Annotated in this window: 25 protein-coding genes; 10 read left to right on the top strand and 15 right to left on the bottom strand. The window is 63.9% G+C overall.

Features of this window, described 5'->3' with window-relative positions; genetic code table 11:
• Positions 1-3: 3 nt before the first annotated feature.
• The 5 genes from moaA to B0E49_RS09795 form a co-directional block, all read right to left on the bottom strand.
• Positions 4-1152, bottom strand: a complete 1149-nt coding sequence (moaA, locus tag B0E49_RS09815) for a GTP 3',8-cyclase MoaA (RefSeq protein WP_077562011.1) — start codon at positions 1150-1152, stop codon at positions 4-6.
• A 68-nt stretch (positions 1153-1220) separates the two neighbouring features.
• A complete protein-coding gene (locus tag B0E49_RS09810; protein ID WP_077562010.1) occupies positions 1221-1982 on the bottom strand; it encodes an SDR family oxidoreductase in 762 nt (253 codons plus the stop codon).
• Between the two features lie 86 nt (positions 1983-2068).
• Positions 2069-3502 (bottom strand): aldehyde dehydrogenase family protein, encoded by a 1434-nt coding sequence (locus B0E49_RS09805; protein WP_077562009.1) that lies wholly within the window; start codon positions 3500-3502, stop codon positions 2069-2071.
• Between the two features lie 45 nt (positions 3503-3547).
• A complete protein-coding gene (locus B0E49_RS09800) occupies positions 3548-4375 on the bottom strand; it encodes a metal-dependent hydrolase (RefSeq protein ID WP_077562008.1) in 828 nt (275 codons plus the stop codon).
• A 128-nt stretch (positions 4376-4503) separates the two neighbouring features.
• A complete protein-coding gene (locus tag B0E49_RS09795) occupies positions 4504-5055 on the bottom strand; it encodes a peroxiredoxin (protein ID WP_077562007.1) in 552 nt (183 codons plus the stop codon).
• Positions 5056-5182: 127 nt separating this feature from the next.
• Between B0E49_RS09795 and B0E49_RS09790 the strand changes: the two genes are divergently transcribed.
• The gene (locus B0E49_RS09790) at positions 5183-6811 is read left to right on the top strand and encodes a phospholipase D family protein (RefSeq protein WP_286137910.1); all 1629 of its coding nucleotides are present in this window, start codon (positions 5183-5185) and stop codon (positions 6809-6811) included.
• Between the two features lie 76 nt (positions 6812-6887).
• On the opposite strand, the gene B0E49_RS09785 is transcribed toward B0E49_RS09790, so the two are convergent.
• A complete protein-coding gene (locus B0E49_RS09785; RefSeq protein WP_077562006.1) occupies positions 6888-9089 on the bottom strand; it encodes a sodium-translocating pyrophosphatase in 2202 nt (733 codons plus the stop codon).
• 240 nt (positions 9090-9329) lie between these two features.
• On the opposite strand from B0E49_RS09785, the gene ppa reads away from it, so the two are divergent.
• Complete coding sequence (ppa, locus tag B0E49_RS09780) at positions 9330-9872, top strand: inorganic diphosphatase (protein WP_077562005.1); 543 nt, start codon at positions 9330-9332, stop codon at positions 9870-9872.
• A gap of 114 nt (positions 9873-9986) precedes the next feature.
• Here ppa and B0E49_RS09775 read toward each other — a convergent pair whose 3' ends face one another.
• Both B0E49_RS09775 and B0E49_RS09770 read right to left on the bottom strand, forming a co-directional pair.
• Positions 9987-10787, bottom strand: coding sequence for a lipase family alpha/beta hydrolase (locus B0E49_RS09775; RefSeq protein WP_077562046.1), 801 nt, complete (start codon positions 10785-10787; stop codon positions 9987-9989).
• Positions 10788-10982: 195 nt separating this feature from the next.
• A complete protein-coding gene (locus B0E49_RS09770; protein ID WP_286137906.1) occupies positions 10983-12320 on the bottom strand; it encodes a GNAT family N-acetyltransferase in 1338 nt (445 codons plus the stop codon).
• A 7-nt stretch (positions 12321-12327) separates the two neighbouring features.
• Here B0E49_RS09770 and B0E49_RS09765 point away from each other — a divergent pair, with 7 nt between their 5' ends.
• Positions 12328-14004, top strand: coding sequence for an NAD+ synthase (locus B0E49_RS09765; protein ID WP_077562004.1), 1677 nt, complete (start codon positions 12328-12330; stop codon positions 14002-14004).
• Between the two features lie 48 nt (positions 14005-14052).
• Entirely contained in the window at positions 14053-14391 is a 339-nt protein-coding gene (locus B0E49_RS09760) for a P-II family nitrogen regulator (RefSeq protein WP_077562003.1), read from the top strand.
• On the opposite strand, the gene B0E49_RS09755 is transcribed toward B0E49_RS09760, so the two are convergent.
• The 7 genes from B0E49_RS09755 to B0E49_RS20140 all read right to left on the bottom strand — a co-directional run bounded on the left by B0E49_RS09755 (position 14388) and on the right by B0E49_RS20140 (position 18134).
• Positions 14388-15038, bottom strand: coding sequence for an LOG family protein (locus tag B0E49_RS09755; protein WP_077562002.1), 651 nt, complete (start codon positions 15036-15038; stop codon positions 14388-14390). The two genes, B0E49_RS09760 and B0E49_RS09755, sit on opposite strands and share 4 nt — an antisense overlap.
• A complete protein-coding gene (locus tag B0E49_RS09750) occupies positions 15035-15451 on the bottom strand; it encodes a diacylglycerol kinase (protein WP_077562044.1) in 417 nt (138 codons plus the stop codon). Before B0E49_RS09750 ends, B0E49_RS09755 begins: the two co-directional genes overlap by 4 nt.
• Before the next feature lie 59 nt (positions 15452-15510).
• Positions 15511-16008, bottom strand: a complete 498-nt coding sequence (locus B0E49_RS09745; protein ID WP_077562001.1) for an RDD family protein — start codon at positions 16006-16008, stop codon at positions 15511-15513.
• Positions 16009-16088: 80 nt separating this feature from the next.
• Positions 16089-16904 (bottom strand): DUF3106 domain-containing protein, encoded by an 816-nt coding sequence (locus tag B0E49_RS09740; protein WP_077562043.1) that lies wholly within the window; start codon positions 16902-16904, stop codon positions 16089-16091.
• 15 nt (positions 16905-16919) lie between these two features.
• The gene (locus B0E49_RS09735; RefSeq protein ID WP_077562000.1) at positions 16920-17357 is read right to left on the bottom strand and encodes a DUF3619 family protein; all 438 of its coding nucleotides are present in this window, start codon (positions 17355-17357) and stop codon (positions 16920-16922) included.
• Complete coding sequence (locus B0E49_RS09730; protein WP_077561999.1) at positions 17354-17920, bottom strand: RNA polymerase sigma factor; 567 nt, start codon at positions 17918-17920, stop codon at positions 17354-17356. Before B0E49_RS09730 ends, B0E49_RS09735 begins: the two co-directional genes overlap by 4 nt.
• Positions 17910-18134 (bottom strand): hypothetical protein, encoded by a 225-nt coding sequence (locus B0E49_RS20140; RefSeq protein WP_144264513.1) that lies wholly within the window; start codon positions 18132-18134, stop codon positions 17910-17912. The genes B0E49_RS09730 and B0E49_RS20140 overlap by 11 nt, the downstream gene beginning before the upstream one ends.
• 91 nt (positions 18135-18225) lie before the next feature.
• On the opposite strand from B0E49_RS20140, the gene B0E49_RS09725 reads away from it, so the two are divergent.
• The 6 genes from B0E49_RS09725 to B0E49_RS09700 all read left to right on the top strand — a co-directional run bounded on the left by B0E49_RS09725 (position 18226) and on the right by B0E49_RS09700 (position 26261).
• Positions 18226-20031: an acetolactate synthase 3 catalytic subunit gene (locus B0E49_RS09725; protein WP_077562042.1), complete on the top strand. Its 1806-nt coding sequence runs from the start codon at positions 18226-18228 to the stop codon at positions 20029-20031.
• 141 nt (positions 20032-20172) lie between these two features.
• Positions 20173-20664: an acetolactate synthase small subunit gene (gene ilvN / locus B0E49_RS09720; protein WP_077561998.1), complete on the top strand. Its 492-nt coding sequence runs from the start codon at positions 20173-20175 to the stop codon at positions 20662-20664.
• 47 nt (positions 20665-20711) lie between these two features.
• Entirely contained in the window at positions 20712-21728 is a 1017-nt protein-coding gene (ilvC, locus tag B0E49_RS09715; RefSeq protein WP_077561997.1) for a ketol-acid reductoisomerase, read from the top strand.
• 197 nt (positions 21729-21925) lie between these two features.
• Positions 21926-22741: a CDP-diacylglycerol--serine O-phosphatidyltransferase gene (pssA, locus tag B0E49_RS09710; RefSeq protein WP_077561996.1), complete on the top strand. Its 816-nt coding sequence runs from the start codon at positions 21926-21928 to the stop codon at positions 22739-22741.
• Positions 22742-22946: 205 nt separating this feature from the next.
• A complete protein-coding gene (gene leuA, locus B0E49_RS09705; RefSeq protein ID WP_077561995.1) occupies positions 22947-24680 on the top strand; it encodes a 2-isopropylmalate synthase in 1734 nt (577 codons plus the stop codon).
• Positions 24681-24722: 42 nt separating this feature from the next.
• A complete protein-coding gene (locus B0E49_RS09700; RefSeq protein WP_077561994.1) occupies positions 24723-26261 on the top strand; it encodes a 2-isopropylmalate synthase in 1539 nt (512 codons plus the stop codon).
• The last annotated feature ends 99 nt before the right edge of the window (positions 26262-26360 follow it).

Below are 26360 nucleotides of genomic sequence, written 5' to 3'. Positions count from 1 at the left end.
CCCTTAGCCACCGATATAGCTCATCTCGACGTGCCGCGCGCCGCCCGCGGCATCCGGCGTCATGGTGCTGCGCAGCTCGGAGTAGCGGTCGCTGCGGCCCTGCCAGATGTGCCCGATGGTGGCGGCGATCGCTTCGTCCGTCGCGTCGCCGCGCAGCAGGCTGCGCAGATCGTAGCCCCGGGAGGCGAACAGGCACAGGAACAGCTTGCCCTCGGTGGACAGGCGCGCGCGGTTGCAACTGCCGCAAAAGGCGTGCGTGACGCTGCTGATGACGCCGACCTCGCCCAGCTGCGGGTCGTGCCGGCCGCTGGCGTCGGCGTAGCCCCAGCGCTCGGCGGTCTCACCCGGCGCGGTCGGATCGAGCGGGACCAGCGGCAGTTCGGTGCGAAGGAGCTCGACCACCGCGCTGGAGGGCAGTACCTCGTCCATGCGCCAGCCGTTGGTGGCGCCCACGTCCATGTATTCGATGAAGCGCAGCACGATGCCGGTGCCCCTGAAGTGGCGCGCCATCGGCAGGATTTCCTGCTCGTTGGTGCCGCGCTTGACCACCATGTTGACCTTGATCGGGCCCAGGCCGGCCGCGCGCGCCGCCTCGATGCCGGCGAGTACATCGGCCACCGGAAAGTCCACGTCGTTCATGCTGCGAAATACTGCGTCGTCCATGCCGTCCAGGCTGACCGTGACACGCTGCAGGCCGGCGGCCTTCAGGGCCTTGGCCTTGCGCGCCAGGATCGAGCCATTGGTGGTAAGCGTCAGGTCCAGCGGTTTGCCGTCCAGGGTGCGCAGCGCCGCGAGTTGCTCGATCAGGACCTCGATGTTCTTGCGCAGCAGCGGCTCGCCGCCCGTGAGGCGGATTTTTTGCACTCCGTGCATGATGAACAGCCGGGCGATGCGGGTGATTTCCTCGAACGTCAAGAGCGAGGCATGCGGCAGGAAGGGGTGGTCCTTGCCGAAGATCTCCTTGGGCATGCAATAGGTGCAGCGGAAGTTGCAGCGATCGGTCACGCTGATGCGCAGGTCGCGCAGCGGGCGCCCCAGCCGGTCCGACACCCGGCCGTGGACGGCCGCGGGCGTGCGCGGGTCGATTGCGCCAGAGGGCGGCGCCAGCGCGGCGGTGCGATGGTCCAGCAGGGGGATGACTCGTTCAGACATGCTCGGATTCTGCCCCAGTGCGCCGCGCCGCCCGCACGCCAGCGCCTGAGGCCCTGATCGACACGGTGTTAAACGCAGCGCGCGCCATCGACCTCGATGCACACGCCGCTGATGAAGGCGGCCTCGTCGCTGGCCAGGTACAGCGCGGCGTTGGCCACGTCCAGCGCCGTGGAAAAGCGCCCGAGCGGAATGGTGGCGCGGAACTTGGCCTTGCGCTCTTCGGTGAGCGGCCCGCCCGCGAATTCTGCGGCCAGCCCGGTGTCGGGGTTGAACACCGGGTTGATGCAGTTCACGCGGATGTTCTCGGGGCCGAACTCGGCGGCCAGCGATTTGCTGGTTGTGATGACCGCACCCTTGGAGCCGTTGTACCAGGTCAGGCCCGGGCGCGGACGCACGCCGGCGGTCGACGCGATGTTGATGAAGCTGCCGCCCTTGTTGGCGCGAAACGCCGGCACGGCATGCACGGTGGCGAGGTAGATGCTCTTCACGTTGACGGCGTAACACTTGTCGAACTCGTCTTCGCTGACTTCGAGCGCCGGGCGGTTGCGGTGCGTCCAGCCCGCGTTGTTGACCATCACGTCGAGCCGGCCGTGGCGCTGCACGGCCGCATCGACCAGCGCCTTCACATCGGCGGACTTCGTGACGTCCGCCGCGAAGAACGAGGCCTTGCCGCCGGCGCGCAGGATGGCGTCCACCACCTGTTCGCCGAGCGCGGTGTTGATGTCGTTGACGATGACGCGCGCGCCTTCCCCGGCCAGCCGCTTCGCGATGCCCTCGCCAATGCCGCCGCCGGCGCCCGTGACGATGATGGATTTATCTTTGACGCGCATGCTGTGAATCTCCTATTACTATTGATTTGATAGCTGCTGGCGCTTGTATTGCAAGGGTTACAGCGTGTTTTGACTAAAATATACGGTCAACCGTGGCGGATCGCCACGGTCTTCAGCGTGGTAAACCCATACAACGCCTCGAAACCTTTCTCGCGCCCGTAGCCGGAGGACTTCACGCCGCCGAACGGCAGTTCGACACCGCCGCCGGCGCCGTAGTTGTTGATGAACACCTGGCCGCTCCTGACGCGTTTGGCCATGCGGAACTGGCGCGCACCGTCGCGCGTCCAGATGCCCGCGACCAGCCCGAAGCGGGTCGCGTTGGCCAGTTCCACGGCGTGGTCCTCGTCCTTGAAGCTCATGGCAGCGAGCACCGGGCCGAACACTTCCTCTTGCGCCAGACGGTGCATCACCGGCACGTCGCGCAACAGCGTGGGCGCCTGGTAGTAGCCGGTCTCGGGCGCTTCCTCGACGATCTGGCCCTGCGCCACCATAGCGATGCTGGCCACCTGGGCGTCACTGAGGAAATCCCAGACGCGCTGCAGCTGGCTCTGGCGGATCAGTGGGCCGACGTCCAGGTCCATGCTGGCCGGGCCGACGCGCAGGTTGGCAAACGCCCGGCCCAGGCGCTCCAGCAGCGGCTCGTAGATGGCCTGGTCTACCAGCAGGCGCGAGCCGGCGGAGCAGGTCTGCCCCGCGTTCTGCACGATGGCGTTGATGACTACGGGCAGGGCCACATCGAGGTCGGCGTCGGCAAAGACGATCTGCGGGCTTTTGCCGCCGAGCTCCAGCGTGACCGGGCAGTGCCGCTCCGCCGCCACCTGCTGGATCAGCGTGCCGACCGTGGGGCTGCCGGTGAAGCTGATGTGGTCGATACCGTCGTGGCGCGCCAGCGCGTCGCCCACTTCGTGGCCGTAGCCGGTGACGATGTTGATGGCGCCGGCCGGAAAGCCGACCTCGGCCGCGAGCTGCGCCACGCGGATCAGCGACAGGCAGGCGTCCTCGGACGGCTTGACCACGCAGACGTTACCCGCCGCCAGCGCGCCGCCCACGCTGCGGCCAAAAATCTGCATCGGGTAGTTCCACGGGATGATGTGGCCGGTCACGCCGTGCGGCTCGCGCCAGGTGAGGACGCTGTAGCCTTCCTGGTAGGGCAGGGTCTCGCCGTGCAGCTTGTCGCAGGCGCCTGCGTAAAACTCGAAGTAGCGCACCAGCGCCAGCGCGTCGGCCCGGGCCTGTCTGGTGGGCTTGCCGCAGTCGCGCTGCTCGATCAGTGTCAGCTCGTCGGCGTGTTCGGCCACCTTGGCGGAAAGTTTCATCAGCAGACGGCCGCGCTCGGCCGCGCTGAGCTTGCTCCAGACCGCGTCCAGACACTGGCGCGCCGCCTGCACGGCGCCGTCGATGTCCTGCGCGTTGCTGCGCTGGAGTTCGTCGAAGGGCTGCCCGTCGGACGGGTCGATCACGGAAATCAGGCGGCCGGACGAGGAGGGGACGCCGGCGTTGGCGATGTAGTTGAGTTGCATGACCGCAATTCTGCCCCAATGAGGCGGGCTTGCCGTCAGGGCGGATCAGTTGGCACGTGCGCCGGCAACGGTGTATTGGGCGCTGTTGGCCTGGAGCCAGCGCTGCGACAAGTCGCTTTGCTGCTGGTCGGGATGGAAGTCGGGCTTGAAGTAGGCGCGCCAGGGCTTGAAGGTCTGGCGTACCAGCCCGGCCGGGCCGAACAGGAAGCTGGCCGCATCCTTCCACGTGCGCCAGCGCCACAGCGTGCCGTCGCGGCGCAGGTTGTTGAGCGTCTGGCGCAGGGTGTCGGTCAGGAAGAAGAAGGTGACGCGGCGCATCCATTTGACACGCCATTCCTGGGTGCCGCCGAGCGCCTGGTACAGCTCGAAGGCCGTGCTTTTGTGCTCGGATTCTTCGGCGCTGTGCCACAGCCACAGGGTTTTCAGGCGCGGCTCGGCGTCGCCGAACAAGGCGGGGTGGCGCAGCAGCCATTCGGCCAGGATGGCGGTGAAATGCTCGTTGGCCGCGGTGATCCCCAGCGGGTGGCGCGGGTCGAGGCCTTCCAGCAATTTCATGCGCGACTCGGCGCGCGACGCCCAGGCATTGACCAGACCCTGCTTTTCAAGGTGCGCATTGAACAGCGCGTGAATGCGCCGGTGCGTTGCCTCCTGGCCGATGAAGCCCTGTACCTCGCCCTGGCGCCGGGCCTGTTCGTGCGCCGGCAGGGCCTTGTGGCCGTTGCGCACCGAGTCGATGAAAAACTGCTCCCCCACCGGGAAACTCATCGACAGTGCATTGAAGAACGCCGTGCGAAAGGTGCCGCCCCCGCACCAGTGGCGCGGGGGCGGGGTTTGCAGGTCGATGAGCAGCCGGCGGACAACAAGGTCGGTCATGCGGAAATCCTATCCAATGGAAGAAGTTTGGGTACGGGTGCGTACCGGGTCTTTTCAATCATGCGCGTGCGGTAGTGCAGGGGGAGAGTGCGCGGCGCGCCCGCGCCAAAGCCTGAGTACCGGGTCGGTCAAGGCTTGCTGGCAGTTGGCAACTCGCGCACCGCGGCCAGCATTTTTTCCACATGCTTGTCGGGGTTCAGGCTCAGGTAGAACGACGCGATCTTGTCATTGGGCGCGATGACGTAGGAGATCCGGTTGGCGTAGTCCGGCCGGGTCTGCATGACCGCATCGAATGACTTCATGATGGATTGCGAGGGGTCGGAGGCGACCGGAAAGCGGCTCTGGCAGGCCTGCTGCGAGAATTTGGACAAGGTGGTGATGTCGTCGCCCGAGACGCCGATGACCGTGGCGCCCAGCGCCGCAAATTTTTCCATGGATTCGGCAAAGGCATGGGCCTCGATCGAGCAGTCCACAGAAAACGCCGCCGGGAAGAAGTACAGCACCACGGGGCCCTTGGCCAGGGCGTCCGCCAGCGAGTAGTTGAAAACCTTGCCGTCGAACGCGGCCTGCGTGGTGAACTTGGGCGCTGCGTCGCCGATGTCGAGCGCGGCGACGGCGGAGCTGCACAGGCCAAGCGTCATGAGCGCCGCGGGCACCCATTGGCATTTCAGACGCTGCATGCTCACTCCTTTCAGATGTGCGTTTCATTCTAGTCGGCATCCCCGACTCCTGCTATGACGCTCCTGTCTTTGCCGTCTTTGGCCTCGCTGCGCTACCATTCCAGCAATTCACTGCAGGCGCGACAAAATGAACACCGGCATGCGAACTCCCAGGCCATTTTTCCCCGGCCGCGCGGCCTGTTTCCCTTCCTTTGGCGGCGTAGGCAAGCTGTGTCTGCTGGTGCTGCTGGCCCTGCTGGGGGGGTGCGGCACGCTGCCTCCTTTGGCGCCGCGCACGCCCACCACGGCCCTGGCGCCGGACCCTGACGGTGTCTTGTCCAAAACCGTCGCCGCATCGACGCCGCCCGGAGAAGACTCGGGCTTTCGGCTCTTGCCGATGGGGGTGTATTCGCTCGACGCGCGTATCCAGCTCGTGCAGCGCGCCCAGCGCTCGCTCGATCTGCAGTATTACGTGTTCGACAATGACGCGACCGGCCGGCTGCTGCTGCGCGATCTTAAAAAGGCGGCCCTGCGCGGCGTGCGTGTGCGCCTGCTGGTCGATGACCTGTACACGGCCGGCAGCCAGCAGCTGTTGCTCGCGCTGGCGGCTACGCCGAACATCGAGGTGCGGCTGTTCAACCCGTTTTGCTGCGCCAGAGAGCAACTCCTGGGCCGCTTCACGGCTTCGCTGTTCGACATCTCCCGGCTCGACCACCGCATGCACAACAAGCTGTTCATTGCCGATGGCGTGATGGCCATTGCCGGGGGGCGCAACATTGCGGACAACTACTTCACGCTCGACCCGCTGCAGAATTTCGTGGACATGGACGCCCTGATGGTGGGACGGGTGGTGCCGCAGCTGGCGTCGATCTTCGACACCTACTGGAATAGCGAGCAGGTGCGGTCGATCGAATCCATCGTGCAAGCCCCGGGCGATCGCAAGCTGATGCAGCAGGACTTCGATGAATGGGTCGACATGGCCGCGCCGCCCCCCGTGCTGACGCTGCCGCCGACCGACGTGCTGGGCTATGGCCCGATCGGCGAGGAACTGGATGCGGGCCGCATGGGCCTGCTGTGGGGCACTGCCCGTGCCTTTGCCGACCCGCCCGACAAGCTGCTCAAACGCACGGATGCCGACGCCCTCGCCACCAGCGTGACGCTGGACGTGCTCAAGGCCATGCGCCAGGCCACCAGCGAAATCTATGTGGTCTCGCCCTACCTGATCCCCGGCCCGCGCGGCATGAAAGCCATTAAAGACCTGACCGGGCGCGGCGTGAAGCTGACGATCCTGACCAACTCGCTGGCGGCCAACGACGTGCCGGCGGTCTACACGGGCTATGCGCATTACCGCCCGGGCATGCTCAAGGCGGGGGTGGACCTGTACGAGCTCAGCCCGCAGCGCACCACCCGCAATGTGCGGCTGGGCATGTTCGGCTCCTCCTTCGGGCGGCTGCACGCCAAGATCGCGGTGATCGACCGCAAGACCGTTTTTATCGGTTCCATGAATCTGGACCCGCGCTCCGCCACCAAAAACACGGAGCTGGGCGTCCTGGTTGACAGTCCGCAGCTGGCGCGCGAGATGCTGCGCGTGATCAACATCAGCAAGCTGCAGAGCGCCTACCGGGTGCGGCTGGCGCCGTCGGGCTCGGGCAGCGTCCAGTGGCTGTCCACGGATGGCGAGAAGGAGATCATCCTCGATTCCGAACCCGAGTCTTCGGCGTGGCTGCGGTTGTACAACTTCCTGGTCGGGCCTTTCGTGCCCGATTCGCTGCTCTGAGGCGCCGCGGTGACCCGTAAAAAAGCCCGCTACTGCGGGCTTTTCAACGCGGGTGTGCGTGCCAGTTACTGCCGCGTCACTTGAGCGCGGCCGAATTGGCCGGCGCTGGCGTGGCCGCGTCCGACTTGGCCGCGGCGGCATCCGCGACGGTGCCCGTGGCCGCCGGCGCCGTGATCGCGACGGGTGCCGGCAGGGCGGCTTGCGGCACCTCGCCGCCATGCAGCCGCATCATCAGCGGCACGATCAGGAGTGCCACGATGTTGATGATCTTGATGAGCGGGTTCACCGCCGGGCCGGCCGTGTCCTTGTAGGGGTCGCCCACGGTGTCGCCGGTCACGGCGGCCTTGTGCGCCTCGGAGCCTTTGCCGCCGAAGTTGCCGTCCTCGATGTATTTCTTCGCGTTATCCCAGGCACCGCCGCCGGTGCACATGGAAATGGCCACGAACAGGCCGGTCACGATGGTGCCCATCAGCAGGCCGCCGAGCGCCTTCGGGCCGAGCAGCAGGCCGACCAGGATCGGCACCACCACGGGCAGCAGGCTCGGGATCATCATTTCCTTGATGGCGGCCGAAGTCAGCATGTCCACCGCGCGGCCGTATTCAGGCTTGCCCGAACCGTCCATGATGCCCTTGATGTCGCGGAACTGGCGCCGCACCTCGACCACCACGGCGCCCGCCGCGCGCCCCACGGCCTCCATCGCCATGGCACCGAACAGGTAGGGAATCAGGCCGCCGATGAACAGGCCGATGATCACCATCGGATCGGACAAATCGAAGCTGATGGCGTGGCCATAGCTCTCCAGTTTGTGCGTGTAGTCGGCAAACAGCACCAGCGCCGCCAGGCCGGCCGAGCCGATCGCGTAGCCCTTGGTCACGGCCTTGGTGGTGTTGCCCACCGCGTCCAGCGGGTCGGTGATGTCGCGCACGCTCTTGGGCATTTCCGACATTTCGGCAATGCCGCCGGCGTTGTCGGTGATCGGGCCGTAGGCGTCCAGCGCCACCACGATGCCGGCCATGCTCAGCATCGACGTCGCGGCGACGGCGATCCCGTACAGGCCGGCCAGCTGGTAGGCCACGCCGATGGCGATGCAGACACACAGCACCGGCCAGGCGGTCGAGCGCATCGAAACCCCCAGGCCGGCGATGATGTTGGTGCCGTGGCCGGTGGTGGAGGCTTGCGCGATGTGGCGCACCGGCGCGTACTGGGTACCCGTGTAGTACTCGGTGATCCACACCAGTGCGGCAGTCAGCACCAGGCCGACGGCACAGGCGCCAAACAGCTTCATCTGGCTGCCGGTGGCGCTGATGGCGTTGTCGGGCATCAGCCACGTCGTGACAAAGTAGAAAGCGATCAGCGACAGCACACCGGCCACGGCCAGACCCTTGTACAGGGCGGGCATCACGTTCTTCATGCCGGGCGAGGCCTTGACGAAGAAGCAGCCGATGATGGAGGCGATGATGGACACGGCGCCCAGCGCCAGCGGATACACCGCGGCATGGGTGCCGGCGCCGGCCACCAGCAGGGAGCCGAGCACCATGGTGGCGATCAGCGTCACCGCGTAGGTTTCGAACAGGTCGGCCGCCATGCCGGCGCAGTCGCCCACGTTGTCGCCCACGTTGTCGGCAATCACCGCCGGGTTGCGCGGGTCATCTTCGGGGATGCCGGCCTCGACCTTGCCCACCAGGTCGGCGCCGACGTCGGCGCCCTTGGTGAAGATGCCGCCGCCGAGCCGCGCAAAGATGGAGATCAGCGAGGCGCCGAACGCGAAACCGATCAGCGGGTTCAGCAGCGTGGACAACTGGCGGTCCGGTGTCAGGTTGCCGTTGCCGGCCAGGAACCAGTAGAACGCCGTGACGCCCAACAGACCCAGGCCCACCACCAGCATGCCGGTGATTGCGCCGCCGCGAAACGCGACGTCGAGCGCCGGGCCGATGCCGCGCGTGGCCGCCTGCGCGGTGCGCACATTGGCGCGCACCGACACGTTCATGCCGATGAAGCCGCAAGCCCCGGACAGCAGCGCGCCGGCCACGAAGCCGATGGCCGTCTTGCCGTCCAGAAAGAAGCCGATCAGGATCGCCAGCACCACGCCGACGATGGCGATGGTGCGGTACTGCCGCGCCAGATAGGCGGCGGCACCGGTCTGGATGGCGGCTGCAATTTCCTGCATCCGCGCATTGCCTGCGTCCTGGGAAAGAATCCAGCTGCGCGCCCAAAAGCCGTAAGCCACGGCAATGAGTCCGCAGACGAGCGCCAAAATCAGCGCTGAGTTGCCTGTCATAGTTTCTCCTACTCGTTGTTTTCGCTGGGAGGGGGCAGCACGCGAGCGGTGCCCCCGCTGCGTTGCTTCCTCGGTGCCCCAGCCCGGCAAACGCGCGGTGGAGACGATTGGCCAACAGCGGAAATATAAGCCCAAAAGTGTGTCGGAGCCGTGACACGGGGGATTCAGCAAGGGGTGTGTCAGTAAAATCAGGGTTAATCCCGAGCAGATTCCGATTAATTTTCAACCTGAAAGACAGCCATGGCCCTAGACCGAGTAACCCCCGGCAAGAACGTCCCTGAAGCCTTCAACGTGATCATCGAGATCCCGATGAACGCCGATCCGGTCAAGTATGAAGTGGACAAGGAGACGGACGCGATCTTTGTCGACCGCTTCATGAGCACCTCCATGCATTACCCCACCAACTATGGTTACGTGCCGCGCACCATCAGCGGCGATGGCGACCCGGTGGATGTGCTGGTGATCACGCCGGTGCCGCTGATCCCCGGCGTGGTGGTGACGTGCCGCCCGATCGGCATCCTGAAAATGCAGGACGAAGCGGGCGAAGACGGCAAGGTGCTGGCGGTGCCGATCGACAAGATCCTGTCGATCTACACGCAGTGGCAAAAGCCCGAGGACCTGAATCCGGCACGCCTGAACACCATCGCCCACTTCTTCGAGCACTACAAGGATCTGGAGCCCGGCAAGTGGGTCAAGATCGTCGGCTGGGAAGGCGTCGATTCCGCCAAGAAGGAAATCATGGACGGCATCGCCAACTACCAGAAGGAGAAGGCCAAGGCCTGAGTTTTTAAAGAAAACTGGCTTTAGTCCATACCGGACAAGCACAACCAGCTATCAAAACAAGAGCGCCTGCGGTGTTGCCACCGGCAGGCGCTGTTGTTTCTGGCGCAACGGCGCTCAGCGCTGCGGATCGGGAAAGATCAGCCCGTGCAGGCCGCGCTTGCGCTCAAACGGCCTCCATTGGCCCTCAAGCTGCGCCAGCCGGTCGGCCACCGCCCACCAGGCGCTGGGGTTCAGGCCCAGGCCGACGTGGCTGGCGATCACCTCGACGTTTTCGGTGTGCGGGTTCGCGGGGCTGGGCGCCTGGATGCTGCCCTGCCAGGCCACGATGCCGTCGCTGCGCGAATACACCGAGGTGGTGGGCACCGGCGGCGCCACGGGCAGGTCGTAGTTGCGCGACTGAAGTTCAATGTTGTGGCCGCTGGCCAACTCGTAGATGCGCCAGGCGTTGGTGCTTTTGGGCGGACCGGCGAACGGCGTGCCCAGCGTGATCACGCCGCGCACCATGTCGGGCATCAGCTTGGCGATCTCGCGCGCGTACACGCCGCCCAGGCTCCAGCCGATCAGGCTGACTTTTTTACCCGTGGCATGACAGGTTTCTTCGACCTGCCGTTTGGCGCCGTCCAGCACGCCGGCGCGCGGACCGAAGTTGAAGCCCTGGTTCCAGCCGTCGGCGGCATAGCCCAGGCTGCCCAGGTAGCGGCGCAGCGGCACGGTCGTGCCGTCGCCGGCGCTCAGGCCCGGAAACACGATCACCGCATGGCCATCGCCCGCCGGGGCGCGCTGCAGCACGGGCCAGGCCGGCAGCACGGCCCCGAACTCCCAGAACGCGCGAAATTCCATGGCCAAAAGCCAGGCGCTGGGCGGGGCGAGGTCTTCAAGGTCTTGCTGGGGGACTTGTCGCGAGTCTCTTGCCATGAGTGTTGCGGTCATCTGGTGTGGGTTCAGGCACGCTATGCCGTCTCCCTGGCTATTCGTGTACAGGTTACGTTAGCAGTTTTAACGCGCGGGGTGCACGGTTTGAGGGCCGTTTTAGAGGAGGCTGCCTTCGTTTTCGTCTCCTTGGCGACGCGCGGCTTAGTGGTTTCTACCAAGACAAGACGCTGGCCGTTATCAAGATGGCGCGTCAGCGTGTTTGAACGGGTTGCGGCGTTCCAGTTCGTCCATGTAGTGCTCAATGCCTTCACCCTCGCGCGCCAGAAAGCGCTCCACCGCATCGGCAAAGGCCGGATGCGCCAGCCAGTGGGCGCTGGTGGTCTTGACCGGCAAGAGCGCGCGCGCCATCTTGTGTTCGCCCTGGGCGCCACCCTCGAAGCGCTGAAAGCCATGCTCTATGCACCACTGCAGCGGCTGGTAATAGCAGGCCTCGAAGTGCAGGCAGTCGACGCGCTCCAGCGCCCCCCAGTAGCGGCCGTAGGCGGTGCGCTCGACGACTGGCCCGGCAGCTTCCTGGGTATTGTTTAAGCTAAATTGGCCTGTAGCCCATACGGGGCCATCACTGACAGCTATCAAACTGGTAGCGATGGGTTTGCCGCCACGCTCTGCCACGAACAGCAGCCAGTTTTCCGGCATGGTGCCCGCCATGCGCCGGAAGAAGTCGCGGCTGAGATACGGCGCGTTGCCGTGCTCGTAGTAGGTGCGCTCGTAGCAGCGGTAGAAAAAGTCCCAGTCGCGCGGCGCGATGTCCCGGCCCAGTGACCAGCGAAAACTGACGCCGGCATCCGCCACCTTGCGGCGCTCCTGGCGGATTTTCTTGCGTTTGTCGTGGCTCAGGCTGGCCAGAAAATCCTCAAAGCTACCGAACGGGCCCGCGGCTCCAAGCCCGCCTGCGCGGGCTTGGACGGGCCGAAGGGTCGTCGCGTCTGGCGGCGACTCGTCCAGCGCAGTACGCAAAGCGACAAGCGTGGGGGCCACATTTTTCCAATGAAACTGCACGGTATGGCGCAGCATCAGCCCGGCCTGCGCGCAGGCGGCGACGTCGTCCTCGCCGGCAAACAGCAGGTGCAGCGACGACAGTTTCTGCTCGCCGCACCAGTCCACCAGCGCCTTTACCAGCGCCTGGCGCGCCGGCGCATCGCGCGCCAGCAGCCGCACGCCGGGCACAGGGGTGAAGGGCGACGCCACCACGGCCTTCGGGTAATAAGCCAGGCCATGCTGCTCGTAGGCGTTGGCCCAGGCCCAGTCGAACACATATTCACCGTAGGAATGGTCCTTGAGGTACAGCGCGCAGGCCGCGACCATTGCGGGCCCCCGCCAGAGCGTGACAAAGCGCGGCGTCCAGCCCGTGGCCGGCGTGGCGCTGCCGCTCTGGTGCAGGGCAGCCAGGTATTCGTGCCGCATGAAGGGGTTGGCTTCACCCTGCCCCGCCAGCAGGGCGTTCCAGTCATTCGCAGGGATTTCCAGCGGCGAGGAAAACACCCGGATGACATAATCGTTTGAATCGCTTTTCACTGTTCCTATGACTCTCAAAATCTGTGTGGCCCAGCTCAATTTTGTCGTGGGCGACCTGTCCGGCAACGCGCAAAAAATCATCGACGCCGCGCACCTGGCCTACGCCGGCGGTGCGCGGCTGCTGTTGACCCCGGAGCTGTCGATTTGCGGCTACGCGGCCGAAGACCTGTTCCTGCGTCCCGCCTTCATCGCTGCCTGCGATGATGCCGTGAAAACGGTGGCCCGCGAACTCTCCGGGTTAAAAGGCCTGGTGGTGGTGGTCGGCCACCCCACGGGCGGCGACGTGCGCAGCAAGTCGGTGGCGGTGCAGCGCCGCCACAACGCGGCCAGCGTGCTCAGCGAGGGCCGCGTGCTGGAGACCTACGCCAAGCGCGAGCTGCCCAACTACCAGGTGTTCGACGAGCGCCGCTACTTCACGCCGGGTCGGGGCGTGTGCGTGTTCCAGGTGGGCGAGGGGGCTGATCGGCTCAGCGTCGGCCTGCTGATCTGCGAGGACGCCTGGTTCGAGGAGCCGGCGCGTCTTGCCCAGGAGGCCGGCGCCGAGCTGCTGGCGGTCATCAACGCCTCGCCATTCCACATCGGCAAGGGCGACGAGCGCGAGCAGATGATGCGCCAGCGCGCCCAGGCCTGCGGGCTGCCGCTGGTCTATGCGCACCTGGTGGGCGGGCAGGACGAGGTGGTGTTCGAGGGCCATTCGTTTGCCCTGAATGCCGACGGCTCGGTGGCCGGCCGCGCTCCGAGTTTTGAGGAAAAACTGTTTGAAGTCCAGGTGGAGCGGGCGCAGTCAGCTATCAAACTGGTAGCAGAGGTGGCGCCGGAGCGCACGCCGGACGCTGACCTGTGGGACGCGCTGGTGCTGGGCGTGCGCGACTACATCGGCAAAAATGGCTTTCCGGGCGCGATCCTCGGGCTGTCGGGCGGCATCGACTCGGCGCTGGTGCTGGCGATAGCGGTCGACGCCATCGGACCCGACAAGGTGCGCACCGTGATGATGCCCTCGCCCTACACGGCCGACATCAGCTGGATCGATGCGCGCGAAATGGCCGCCCGCGTGGGTGTGCGCTACGACGAGATTTCCATCCTGCCGATGTTCGAAGCCTTCAAAACCAGCCTGGCGGGTGAATTCCGGGGATTGAGGGAAGACACGACCGAGGAGAACATCCAGGCTCGCATCCGTGGCACGCTGTTGATGGCGCTTTCAAATAAGTTCGGCGCCATCGTGCTGACCACCGGCAACAAGAGCGAGCTGGCCACCGGCTATTGCACGCTGTACGGCGACATGGCGGGCGGTTTCGCCGCTATCAAGGACCTGGCCAAGACGACGGTGTTCCGGCTGGCGCGCTGGCGCAACGCGCACGACCCCTACGGCACCGGCGCCAATCCGATCCCCGAGCGCATCATCACGCGAGCGCCCAGCGCCGAGCTGCGCCCCGACCAGACCGACCAGGATTCGCTGCCGCCCTACGAGGTGCTGGACGCGATTCTGGAGCGCTACATGGAGAACGACCAGGGCCTCGAGGAGATCGTTGCCGCCGGCTTTGCGCGCGCCGATGTGGAGCGCGTCACGCGGCTGATCAAGATCAACGAATACAAGCGGCGCCAGGCGCCGGTCGGCATTCGCGTGACGCACCGCAGCTTTGGCAAGGATTGGCGTTATCCTATTACCAGCAAATTTCGCGCGTAGAATTTTCCCCTCAAGCCTCCCGCGCCCACCCAACTTTACCTGACCACCATGAAACAAATCACCGCCGTCGTCAAACCTTTCAAGCTGGAAGAGGTCCGGGAAGCGCTGGCCGAATGCGGCGTGACCGGCCTGACCGTCACCGAAGTCAAGGGCTTTGGTCGCCAGAAAGGCCACACCGAACTGTACCGCGGTGCTGAATATGTGGTGGACTTTTTGCCCAAGGTGAAGATCGAGGTGGTCGTCAAGACCGACGACGTGGAGCGCTGCATGGAGGCCATCGTCAAGGCGGCGCGCACCGGCAAGATTGGCGACGGCAAGATTTTTGTCACCAATGTCGAGCAGGTGGTGCGCATCCGCACCGGGGAACAGGACGAAGCGGCGGTCTAGATTGCGTCCAGCCGGGGCTGCGGGCTCAGGCCGGCGCTCTCGACCAGTTCGCGCAGCAGGGCGGCGGGCTCGGCGCCTTCGCGCATCAGCGTCATTTGCCAGTCGCCCATGAACTGTTGCTCGACGCTGGCGCGCAGAAATTCAAGCAGTTTGTCGTAGTAGCCGGCAATATTGAGCAGGCCGACCGGCTTGTCGTGGTAGCCGAGCTGGCGCCAGGTCCAGGCCTCGAAAAACTCTTCGAACGTGCCAATGCCCCCGGGCAGGGCCAGAAAGGCGTCGGCGCGCTCGGCCATCATGCGTTTGCGCTCGTGCATGGTGTCCACGATGTGCAGTTCGGTGCAGTCGTGATCGGCCAACTCCTTTTCCACCAGCGCCTTCGGGATGATGCCAACGACCTGGCCGCCGGCCTGCAGGGTGGCATGTGCCACGATGCCCATCAAGCCGCTTCGGCCGCCGCCATACACCAGTTGGCCGCCATGGCTGCCAATCCAGCTGCCCACGGCCGTGGCGGCGGCGGAGAATTCTGTCCGGCTGCCTGCGCGCGAGCCGCAGTACACGCAGATGGAAAAGGCGGGGCTTACTGGAGTACCTTCGTGCTGCGCACTGCGGTGCGAGCTTGCTTGGGGGTAGCTTGGTGCGGCGCTCATGCGAAAAACCTCTGGCAGAGCGCTGCGGCCCAGATGCCGGCGCACAGCAGCAAGCTCAGAAGCACCGCAGCGCTGCCCATGTCCTTGGCCCGTTTGGACAGGTCGTGCCACTCCGGGCCGATGCGGTCAATGGCCGTTTCCAGCCCGGTATTGAGCAGTTCCACGATGAGCACGATCAGCATTGCGCCCGCAAGCAGGGCCGCCTCCACCCAGCTGCGGCCCAGCCAGAAAGCGGCGGGAATCAGGACCACGGCCACGACGGCTTCCTGCCGGAACGCGGTCTCCTGCCAGCCGGCGCGCAAGCCTTCCAGGGAGTAGCGGGTGGCGTGCCAGATGCGGCTCAGGCCGGTACGCGATTTTTGGGGGTTGACGCTCGGGTGGGTTCCAGCGCCGGGTTCTTGTGGTTGCGACATGCCGGAATTGTCGCCGAGGAATGTGACCCGGCCCGGCGCCAAAGGCGCAGGCTGGTGGATTAGCGACTCAGCGGCATGGACGGCACCAGCCGCGTGCCCGCCCATGCGTCATGCCAGAACTGCCGCTGCGGCTGAAAGCGGCTCAAAAGGGCCCAGATCACCACCCAGCCCATGGTGATCACGGCGGATTCGCCGCCCGACAGCGTGAACGGTGCCTGCGCCGCCAGCGCCGGCAGAAACCACAGCCAGCTCAGGACATAGCGCAAAAGCGCGCGCGCCTGCGTCAGGGGCCGCCCGAACCGGTCCACCACGCGAATGTTCCAGGTCTTCATGGCCAGTGTTTGCCCCTTGGCCCAAAACCAGGTGAAGTAAATCCCAAACACCACAAACAGGAAGGCCTGCAGGGCGTGGCGGTTGTCCATGGCGTTGCGCGTCTGGCTCAGCGTGCTGAACAGGTAGCCGGCGATGAACACCACGCCGAACATCAGCATGCCTTCGTACAGCCAGCACGCCATGCGCCTGGGCAGCGGCGGTGCCCGCAAGTCAATGACTATCATATTGATAGCTGAGTGCGCATGATGGGTAAGGGCTGAAGCGCCATTTGACTCATATTCCGTGGTGACCAGAGAGGGCGAGCTCAACGAGCAGGAGCGATGGCGGGAGCCGGCTCAGGCGAGAGCGCCTCCTGCGGTGCGCTGGGCAGCAGGGTGTTGCGGTCGATCTGATGCAGCTCCGGCGTGGTTTTTGCCGGATTGGACGGGCCCGGGTTCCGGCTTGGCGCCGGGTTCGGCCTGGCGGGTCGCAGGCTGGCCATCTTTTGATGCGGCGCCGGCTTCACGACTGTTGCCGCACCCCTGATCTTGGGCGGTGCCTTGGCTTCCAGCGCCTGTCTTTCTTCAGGGCTCAGGGCCTGATACGCCTGCCATTTGGCGCGTTTTTCTTCTGCGGAAAGCTGTTTGGTCTCGGCAAAGTTCAGCCGGGCCTGCGTGCGCTGCTGCGCGCTCAGGGAGACCCATTCGGTCATGCGGCTGTACAGCTTGGCCTGTTCTTCGAGGGGCATAGACGGGAAATTCCTCGAAAGAGCCAGCCATTTCCGTCTTTGGCCGGGACTCATCGTGCTCCAGTTGGCGGCCAGCGGCTGCAGCGCCTCTTGCTGGGCCGGGGTGAGTTCGCTCCAGGCACTTCTTGGCGCGCTGCGAGGCCCGTTTTTGCCCGCCGCCCTGCTCACGCGTGCCGCGGGTTTGGCTGCGGCGATCGCATGGGATGCGGCCGGGATCGGCGCGCTGGCCGTGGCGTGGGCGGGAACGGCAACAGGGGCAGGGGCCGCAGGCGCGGTATTTCTCCAATCCCCCGGGACAAAGCGCAGGATTCCGAGCAAAAGGAGAAAAGCGGCGACAAAAATAGCCGCGCCCGTCGCGAGCGGGTTAAGCTTCCGTACGGGCGCTTGCTGCATGGTTCCCATCCGGATTTACTGGGCCGTATCCTTGCTGGAGTTGAGAAACTGCAAAAAGCCCGGGTCCGTGTAAGCCGCAGGCGGCAAGTCGTCGGTCAGCAGGGCGGCATCGACTTCGGCCACTTCGACCGCACGGCTGTTGTTCTGCACGACGTTGATGGCAATCAGGCCGACGACCAGGGCAACGAGCGGCAGGGCCGAGGCAATGCGGCTCCACCAGCTCAGGCCCTCATCGCCAAATGTCAGCGCGGCGCTAGCGCCCGAGGCCACCACGGTGGCGGCACTGTGCGTGCGGACAATTTTGCGATGCGCCAGCGCCCGCACGCGGGACGCGCGCAGACGCTCGGAAATATCGTGCGGCAGATCGGTCACGCCTTCCGACAGGCGTGCGGCGACCTTCAGGCCGAAACGGTCCTGGAGAATCTCGGCTTGATGCTGGAGTGAATTGGTCATAGTTGTATCCCCTTTGCCTTGAGCGCTTTGCTCAAAGCCTGGACTGCGCGTGAACAATGTGTTTTGACACTGCCTTCCGAACAACCCATGGCCGCTGCGGTTTCGGCAACGTCCATCTCCTCCCAGTAACGCAACAGGAAGGCTTCCCGTTGACGCGGCGGCAGTTCTTGTATCTCGGCTTCGATCTCGCCGAACACCTGGACCCGTCCCATGGCGTCTTCGGCGCTCTCTGTGCGCTGTGAGTCCTCGGCCAGCTGCAAAGTTTCCAGCAGATCGAAATTTCCGTCGTCTCCCGCGACTTCGAAGTCGCTCATGTTCGAAAACAGGGCATTGCGCGTCTTTTGACGGCGGAACCAGTCCAGCGTGCAGTTGGACAGGATGCGCTGGAACAGCATCGGCAGTTCGTCCGCAGGCTTGTCGCCGTAATGCTCGGCCAGCTTCATCATGCTGTCCTGCACGATGTCGAGCGCCGATTCTTCGTTGCGAACGTGATACACCGAGCGTTTGAAGGCCCGCTTTTCGACGCTTTTCAGGAAGTCAGAAAGTTCTTGTTCAGTGGCCAAGAGGGGTCAAGCCGGTGCGGCTGTGCGATGAATATTGCCTCACGCGGAGTGCGTTTTGTACTTTTTTGGTGCGCTTGCGGGGCGGATTATGGCATTGCGCGACAGATTTTTTGCTCTGGCCGGCAGATTTTCCATTGCTGCGGTGCAATAATGCACGCTGCAAATCAAAAAAGGCAAACGGGTCACGGTCCGGCGACGCAAGCAGCTCGCCCATGGCTTTGGCCTCAAGTCCCGACTCGGCTTCACAAGAGCTCGCGCTAGGGGCACCCAAGGTTTTTCGTTAGAGAAAATCACAAAGGTTGATCATGGAAATCTCCAAAGCTGAAATTGCTTCCGCCGCCGCAGCGACGGCTGCTGCCCACAACGCGTCCGCCGCGGCACATGGCGGTAAGTCAGAGTTGATGGGCGCCGAAATCCTCGTGAAGGCGCTGCAGGCCGAAAACGTCAAGTACGTCTGGGGCTATCCGGGCGGCGCGGTTCTGTACATCTACGACGCTTTCTACAAGCAAGACACGATCCAACACGTGCTGGTGCGCCACGAGCAGGCCGCCGTTCATGCGGCCGACGGCTATGCGCGGGCCACCGGCGATGTGGGCGTGGCACTGGTCACCTCCGGCCCCGGTGTGACCAATGCGGTCACCGGCATCGCCACGGCCTACATGGACAGCATCCCGATGGTGATCATCACCGGGCAGGTGCCGACGCACGCCATCGGTCTCGATGCTTTCCAGGAATGCGACACCGTGGGCATCACCCGCCCCATCGTCAAGCACAACTTCCTGGTCAAGGACGTGCGCGATCTGGCCAGGACCCTGAAGCAGGCGTTCCACATCGCGCGCACCGGCCGCCCCGGCCCGGTGGTGGTGGACATTCCGAAGGACGTGTCCTTCAAGAAGACAGCGTACGCGGGCTACCCCGAGACCGTGGAGATGCGTTCCTACAACCCGGTGCGCAAGGGCCATGGCGGCCAGATCCGCAAGGCGCTGCAGTTGCTGCTGGCGGCCAAGCGGCCCTACATCTACACCGGCGGCGGCGTGGTGATCGGCAACGCCTCGCAGGAGCTGCGCACCCTGGTGGACATGCTGGGCTACCCGGTGACCAACACCCTGATGGGCCTGGGCGCCTATCCGGCCAGCGACCGCAAGTTCCTGGGCATGCTGGGCATGCACGGCACCATCGAGGCCAACAACGCGATGCAGAACTGCGACGTGCTGCTGGCGGTGGGCGCGCGTTTCGATGACCGCGTGATTGGCAATACCAAGCATTTTGCGCAGAACGAACGCAAGATCATCCACATCGACATCGATCCATCGAGCATTTCCAAGCGCGTGAAGGTCGACATCCCCATCGTCGGCGACGTGAAAGACGTGCTCACCGAGTTGATCGGCATGATCAAGGAGTCTGCCGTCAAGCCCGACGCCAAGGCCCTGGCCGGCTGGTGGAACACGATTGAAGGCTGGCGTGAACGTCACTGCCTCACGTACAGCAGCGGCACGGGGGATGTGATCAAACCCCAGTACGTGGTCGAGACGCTGTGGAACATGACCAAGGACGCCGACACCTACATCACCTCCGACGTGGGACAGCACCAGATGTGGGCCGCGCAGTATTACCGTTTCGACGAGCCGCGCCGCTGGATCAATTCGGGCGGCCTGGGCACCATGGGCGTGGGCATTCCCTACGCCATGGGCGTCAAGATGGGCAAGCCGGACAGCGAGGTGTTTTGCATCACCGGTGAGGGCTCGGTGCAGATGTGCATTCAGGAGCTTTCCACCTGCCTGCAGTACAACACGCCGATCAAGATCGTCTCGCTGAACAACCGTTACCTGGGCATGGTGCGCCAGTGGCAGGAAGTGGAATATGCGGGCCGCTACAGCAGCAGCTACATGGACGCGCTGCCGAACTTTGTGAAGCTGGCAGAGGCGTACGGGCACGTCGGCCTGTTGATCGAAAGCCCCCAGGATGTGGAGCCCGCGCTGCGCGAGGCGCGCAAGCTCAAGGACCGCACCGTGTTCATGGACTTCCGCACCGACCCGACCGAGAACGTATTTCCCATGGTGCAGTCGGGCAAGGGCATTACCGAAATGCTGCTCGGGTCGGAAGATTTATGAGGCTTGGCGGGACAGGCCGCAGCAGTCCTGGCGACAAGTTTCGCCCTCAACCCATTTAGCTTTCCCATCGACGAATCTATTGTCTGCCGAGCCTGCACATTACCGTGCGCAGGGGAGGGCAGCGAAAAGAGGAATCTTCATATGAAACACATCATTGCAGTTTTGCTCGAAAACGAGCCTGGCGCCCTGTCCCGCGTGGTGGGCCTGTTCTCGGCCCGGGGTTACAACATTGAGTCGCTGACCGTGGCGCCCACCGAGGATGCGACGCTGTCGCGCATGACGATCCAGACCTCGGGGTCCGACGACGTGATCGAGCAGATCACCAAGCACCTGAACCGCCTGATCGAGGTGGTCAAGGTAGTGGACCTGACCGAGGGATCCTACACCGAGCGCGAGCTCATGATGGTGAAGGTGCGTGCGGTCGGCAAGGAGCGCGAGGAGATGAAGCGCATGGCCGACATTTTTCGCGGCCGCATCATCGACGTGACCGAGAAGAGCTACACCATCGAACTCACCGGGGATCAGTCAAAGAACGATGCCTTCCTGGAAGCGCTTGAGCACAGCGCGATTCTGGAGACGGTACGCACAGGTTCCAGTGGCATCGGCCGGGGTGAGAGAATCCTGCGGGTTTGACGGCGTGCCCATTCATTGATTAACTGATTTAACTGAAGGAAGAGAAAATGAAAGTTTTTTACGACAAGGACTGTGACCTGAGCCTGATCAAGGGCAAGACGGTGGCCATCATCGGCTATGGCAGCCAGGGCCATGCCCATGCCCAGAACCTGAATGACAGCGGCGTGAAGGTCGTGGTCGGCCTGCGCAAGGGCGGCGCGTCCTGGTCGAAAGTCGAGAAGGCCGGCCTCAAGGTGACCGAAGTGGCGGACGCGGTCAAGGCCGCCGACGTGGTCATGATTTTGCTGCCTGACGAGCAGATCGGCACGGTCTACAAAAACGACATCGAACCCAACATCAAGCAGGGCGCGTCGCTGGTGTTCGCGCACGGCTTCAACGTGCACTACGGTGCCGTGGTTCCGCGCGCCGACCTCGATGTCTGGATGGTCGCGCCCAAGGCGCCGGGCCACACGGTGCGCAGCACCTACACGCAAGGCGGCGGCGTGCCGCAACTGATCGCGGTGCACCAGGACAAGAGCGGCAAGGCGCGCGACCTGGCGCTGTCCTATGCCATGGCCAATGGCGGCGGCAAGGCCGGCATCATCGAGACCAACTTCCGTGAAGAAACCGAAACCGACCTGTTCGGCGAGCAGGCAGTTCTGTGCGGCGGCACGGTGGAGCTCATCAAGGCAGGTTTCGAGACGCTGGTCGAAGCCGGCTACGCGCCCGAGATGGCCTACTTCGAATGCCTGCACGAACTCAAGCTGATCGTGGACCTGATCTATGAGGGCGGCATCGCCAACATGAACTACTCGATCTCGAACAACGCCGAGTACGGCGAGTACGTGACCGGCCCGAAAATCGTCACGGCCGCAACCAAAGACGCCATGCGCCAGTGCCTGAAAGACATCCAGACCGGCGAGTACGCCAAGAGCTTCATCGTGGAAAACAAGGCCGGCGCGCCGACGCTGCTGAGCCGCCGCCGCCTGATGGCCGAGCATCAGATCGAGACCGTGGGCGAATCGCTGCGCGCGATGATGCCCTGGATCAAGAAAAACAAGCTGGTGGACCAAACCCGCAACTGATCTTTCCGCTGCGCGCTCTCTCAAGGCCACCTTCGGGTGGCCTTTGTTCTGGCGCTCACGGCGCACGGTGACTGTCTTACACTTCCCCCTAGCGCTGTTGCACGCCATGCCGGATCAAGCGGCTCGCGGCAAACACCGAAATACTATTAATTTGATAGCTACCACCCTACTGCCCACAAGGGTTACAGGCTTTATTTATGCATGATGGTTCAGACTCCCACACATCGCCCATCGAGGCCGTGATGGTGCGCAAGCGCCGCAAGGGCATCTACATCCTGCCCAACCTGTTCACGCTGGCGGCGCTGTTCGGTGGTTTCTATGCCGTGGTGATGGCCATGAATGGCCGCTTTAACATGGCCGCCATCGGCGTGTTCTTCGCCATGGTGCTCGACAGCCTGGATGGCCGCGTGGCGCGCATGACGAATACGCAAAGCGCATTTGGCGAGCAGATGGATTCGCTCTCCGACATGGTGTCGTTTGGTGCTGCGCCGGCGCTGATCGCCTACGAATGGGGCCTGAAAGGGCTGGGCCGCTGGGGCTGGATCGCCGCCTTTGTCTATTGCGCCTGCGCGGCCCTTCGGCTGGCGCGCTTCAACGTCAACACCAGTGTGGTCGACAAGCGTTACTTCCAGGGACTGCCATCGCCGGCCGCCGCGGCGCTGATCACCGGGTTCATCTGGATCATGACCGACCTGGGCATCCCGGGCCCCTCGGTGGCGTGGCCCATGTTTGCGCTGGCGCTCTACGCAGGGCTGACGATGGTGACGAATGTCCCGTTCTACAGCTTCAAGGACGTGCACATGAAAAAAAGCGTGCCGTTCGGGGTCATCGTGCTGATCGCGCTGGGGATTGCCGTGATCAACATCCATCCGCCGACGGTCCTGTTCAGCCTGTTCGTGATCTATGGCTTGAGCGGCTACGTGGTTTACGGCTGGCGCCGAGCCAAAGGCATCCAGACCAGTGTGATCAGCACCTCGACGGACGAGCCGGACGAGCGGGGCTTGCACAAGTGACGGGCCCGATATCGGCGATGCACCCGAACGCCGCTAATGCCTGTGCTATAGTTCGCGGCATGAAACAAATTTCGCTGGCACTACTGCTATCTCCCCACGGGCGGAGACGGTAGCGCACGCGCAAACCTTCACAACGGCCCGTATGCACCAGCAACGGGCCGTTTTGTTTTGGGTTGCTGGTTTTTGATCAAAGAGAGACCACACCATGTTGAAACAGCCCGCCAGCAAATACCCGTCCTTCAAGCCTGTTCGCCTGAGCGACCGCACCTGGCCCGATGCCGTGCTGACCCAGGCACCCATCTGGCTCAGCACCGATCTGCGCGATGGCAACCAGGCGCTGATCAAACCCATGGACGTCGAACGCAAACTGCGCATGTTCCACACGCTGGTGAAGATCGGCTTCAAGGAAATCGAGGTTGGTTTCCCTTCGGCCTCGCAGGTCGAATTCGATTTCGTGCGGCAGCTGATCGACGGCAACCTGATTCCCGACGACGTGACGATCCAGGTGCTGACGCAGGCGCGCGAGCCGCTGATTCGCCGCACCTTCGAGTCGCTGCAAGGTGCGAAGCGGGCCATCGTGCACCTGTACAACGCCACGGCGCCGGTGATGCGCCGTGTGGTGCTGGGCATGGACGAGGACGGGATCGTCGAGCTGGCGGTGGCCAACGCGAGATTATTCAGGGAGCTTGCCGCGCAGCAGCCCGAGACGCGATGGACGTTCCAGTATTCGCCCGAGATGTTTTCGGGCACCGAGCTCGAATTCTCCAGGCGCGTGGTGGACGCGGTGACCGAGGTCTGGCAGCCCACGCCGCAGCACAAGTGCATCGTCAATCTGCCCTCGACCGTCGAGCACTCCACACCCAATATCTTTGCCGACATGATGGAGTGGATGCACCGCCATCTGGCGCGGCGCGATTCGATCGTGCTGTCGGTGCACCCTCACAACGACCGTGGCACCGGCACCGCCGCCGGCGAATTTGCCCTGATGGCCGGTGCGGACCGCATTGAAGGCTGCCTGTTCGGCAACGGCGAGCGCACCGGCAACCTCGATCTGGTCAATGTGGCGCTGAACCTTTACACGCAGGGCGTGTCGCCAGGGCTCGATTTTTCTGAAATCGATGAAATCCGCCGCACCGTGGAGTACTGCAACCAGTTGCCCGTGCATCCGCGCCATCCGTATGTCGGCGATCTGGTCTATACCTCGTTTTCGGGCTCGCACCAGGACGCCATCAAAAAGGCTTTTGCGGCACGCCGGGACGGGGACGTCTGGGACATGCCCTATCTGCCCATTGACCCCAAGGATCTCGGGCGCAGCTACGAGGCGGTGATTCGTGTCAACAGCCAGTCGGGCAAGGGCGGCATTGCGTATTTGCTCGAGAGCGAGTTCGGTCTCGATTTGCCGCGGCGCCTGCAGGTGGAGTTCAGCCACGCGGTGCAGGCGGTGATGGATGCGTCGGGCAAGGAACTCACCGCATACGACCTTGGGCAGATGTTCGAGCGCGAGTATGGCGTCAAGACCATCGCCGCACCGCGCTACCAGGTTGTGGAGCCGGCCCATGGCGCCACTTTGCAAGGGATCGCGTTGACAGCGGACCTTGACCTGGCCGGGCGTTCACTGAAAATTCAGGGGCACGGTACCGGGCCGATCGACGCCTTCATTCAGGGCCTGAACAGGGCCACGGGGCAGGGCGTGCGCGTTCTCGATTACCGCCAGCATTCGGTGGGCGCCGGGGCCGACGCACGAGCGGTGGCCTACATGGAGTTGCGCATCAATGAAGAGCAAACCCTGTTTGGCGTTGGCATGGATGCGAATATCGTGACCGCCTCGCTCAAGGCCATCGTCTCCGGCATGCAGCGCGCCGGTGTATTGGCGGTGCCGGAAGATCGCGAAGATGCAATGCCGTCCGATTCCGGTATGGCGGTCAACGCCGCCATGTGACTGGCCGCGTCACGACTAAAATACCGCAACCAGGAGCCCCTCATGGCCGACAAACTCATCATTTTTGACACCACCTTGCGTGACGGCGAGCAGTCGCCGGGCGCATCGATGACGCGTGACGAGAAACTGCGCATTGCCCGCCAGCTCGATCGCCTGAAGGTCGACGTCATCGAGGCCGGCTTCGCGGCCAGCTCCAACGGTGATTTCGAGGCCGTGCAGGCGATTGCCCGGGCCGTCAGGGACTCGACCATTTGTTCGCTGTCACGCGCCAATGACCGTGATATTTCGCGTGCTGCCGAAGCGCTCAGGGACGCTGCCAGCGCACGCATTCACACCTTCATCGCCACCTCCGCGCTGCACATGGAAAAGAAGCTGCGCATGACGCCCGACGAGGTGTTCGAGCAGGCCAGGCTCTCGGTGCGTTTTGCGCGCAATCTGGTGGGCGACGTCGAGTTCAGCCCGGAAGACGGCTACCGCAGCGACGTGGACTTTTTGTGCCGGGTGATCGAGGCCGTGATTACCGAGGGTGCAACCACGATCAACGTGCCGGACACCGTGGGGTATGCGGTGCCGGAGCTCTACGGCAACTTCATCAAGACCCTGCGTGAACGCATCCCCAACAGCGACAAGGCGGTCTGGTCGGTGCACTGCCATAACGACCTGGGCATGGCGGTGGCCAATTCGCTGGCCGGGGTCAAGATCGGTGGTGCCCGCCAGGTGGAGTGCACCATCAACGGTCTTGGCGAGCGCGCCGGCAACTGTTCGCTTGAAGAGATTGTGATGGCCGTGAAGACGCGCAAGGACTACTTCGGCCTGGAGCTTGGCATCGACACGCGGCATATTCTGGCAACCAGCCGCATGGTCAGCCAGACCACCGGCTTTGTGGTGCAACCCAACAAGGCGGTGGTCGGTGCCAACGCATTCGCGCACGCGTCGGGCATTCACCAGGACGGCGTGCTCAAGGCGCGCGACACGTACGAAATCATGCGGGCCGAAGATGTCGGCTGGACCACCAACAAGATCGTGCTGGGCAAGCTCAGCGGGCGCAATGCCTTCAAGCAGCGCCTGCAGGAGTTGGGCGTCGCCATGGACAGCGAAGCCGACATCAACACCGCCTTTGCGCGCTTCAAGGAACTGGCCGATCGCAAGAGCGAGATTTTCGACGAGGACATTCTCGCGCTGGTCAGCGATGAAAGCATCACGCGCGGCAGCGAGCAGTACGTATTCGTATCACTGGCGCAGCACAGTGAAACCGGCGAACGTCCGCAGGCCACAATCGTCTTTACGGCGGATGGCAAGGAAGTCAAAGGCGAGTCCGATGGCAACGGCCCGGTCGATGCCTCGCTGAAGGCCATCGAGACGCACGTCAAAAGCGGTGCAGAGATGGTGCTCTATTCGGTGAATGCCATCAGTGGCTCCACAGAGAGCCAGGGTGAGGTGACGGTGCGCCTGCAAAACAGTGGCCGCGTGGTCAATGGCGTGGGAGCAGACCCCGATATCATCGTGGCTTCTGCCAAGGCTTATTTGAATGCCCTCAACAAGTTACAGAGCAAATCTGACCAGGTGGCAGCCCAAGGATAGGGTAAACACTTACAACCTGAGTACCTATTTAGGAAAGTCTTGCAAGTATTTGATCTTGCATGTTTTTTTCATTTCGATACACTCGGGGAATGTTCAAGG

Origin of the sequence: Polaromonas sp. C04 (assembly GCF_002002705.1) — a bacterium.
In the GTDB taxonomy this organism is placed as follows: domain Bacteria; phylum Pseudomonadota; class Gammaproteobacteria; order Burkholderiales; family Burkholderiaceae_C; genus Rhodoferax_A.
The sequence above is the reverse complement of the archived record's forward strand: the minus strand, read 5'-3'. Positions and strand labels throughout refer to the sequence as shown.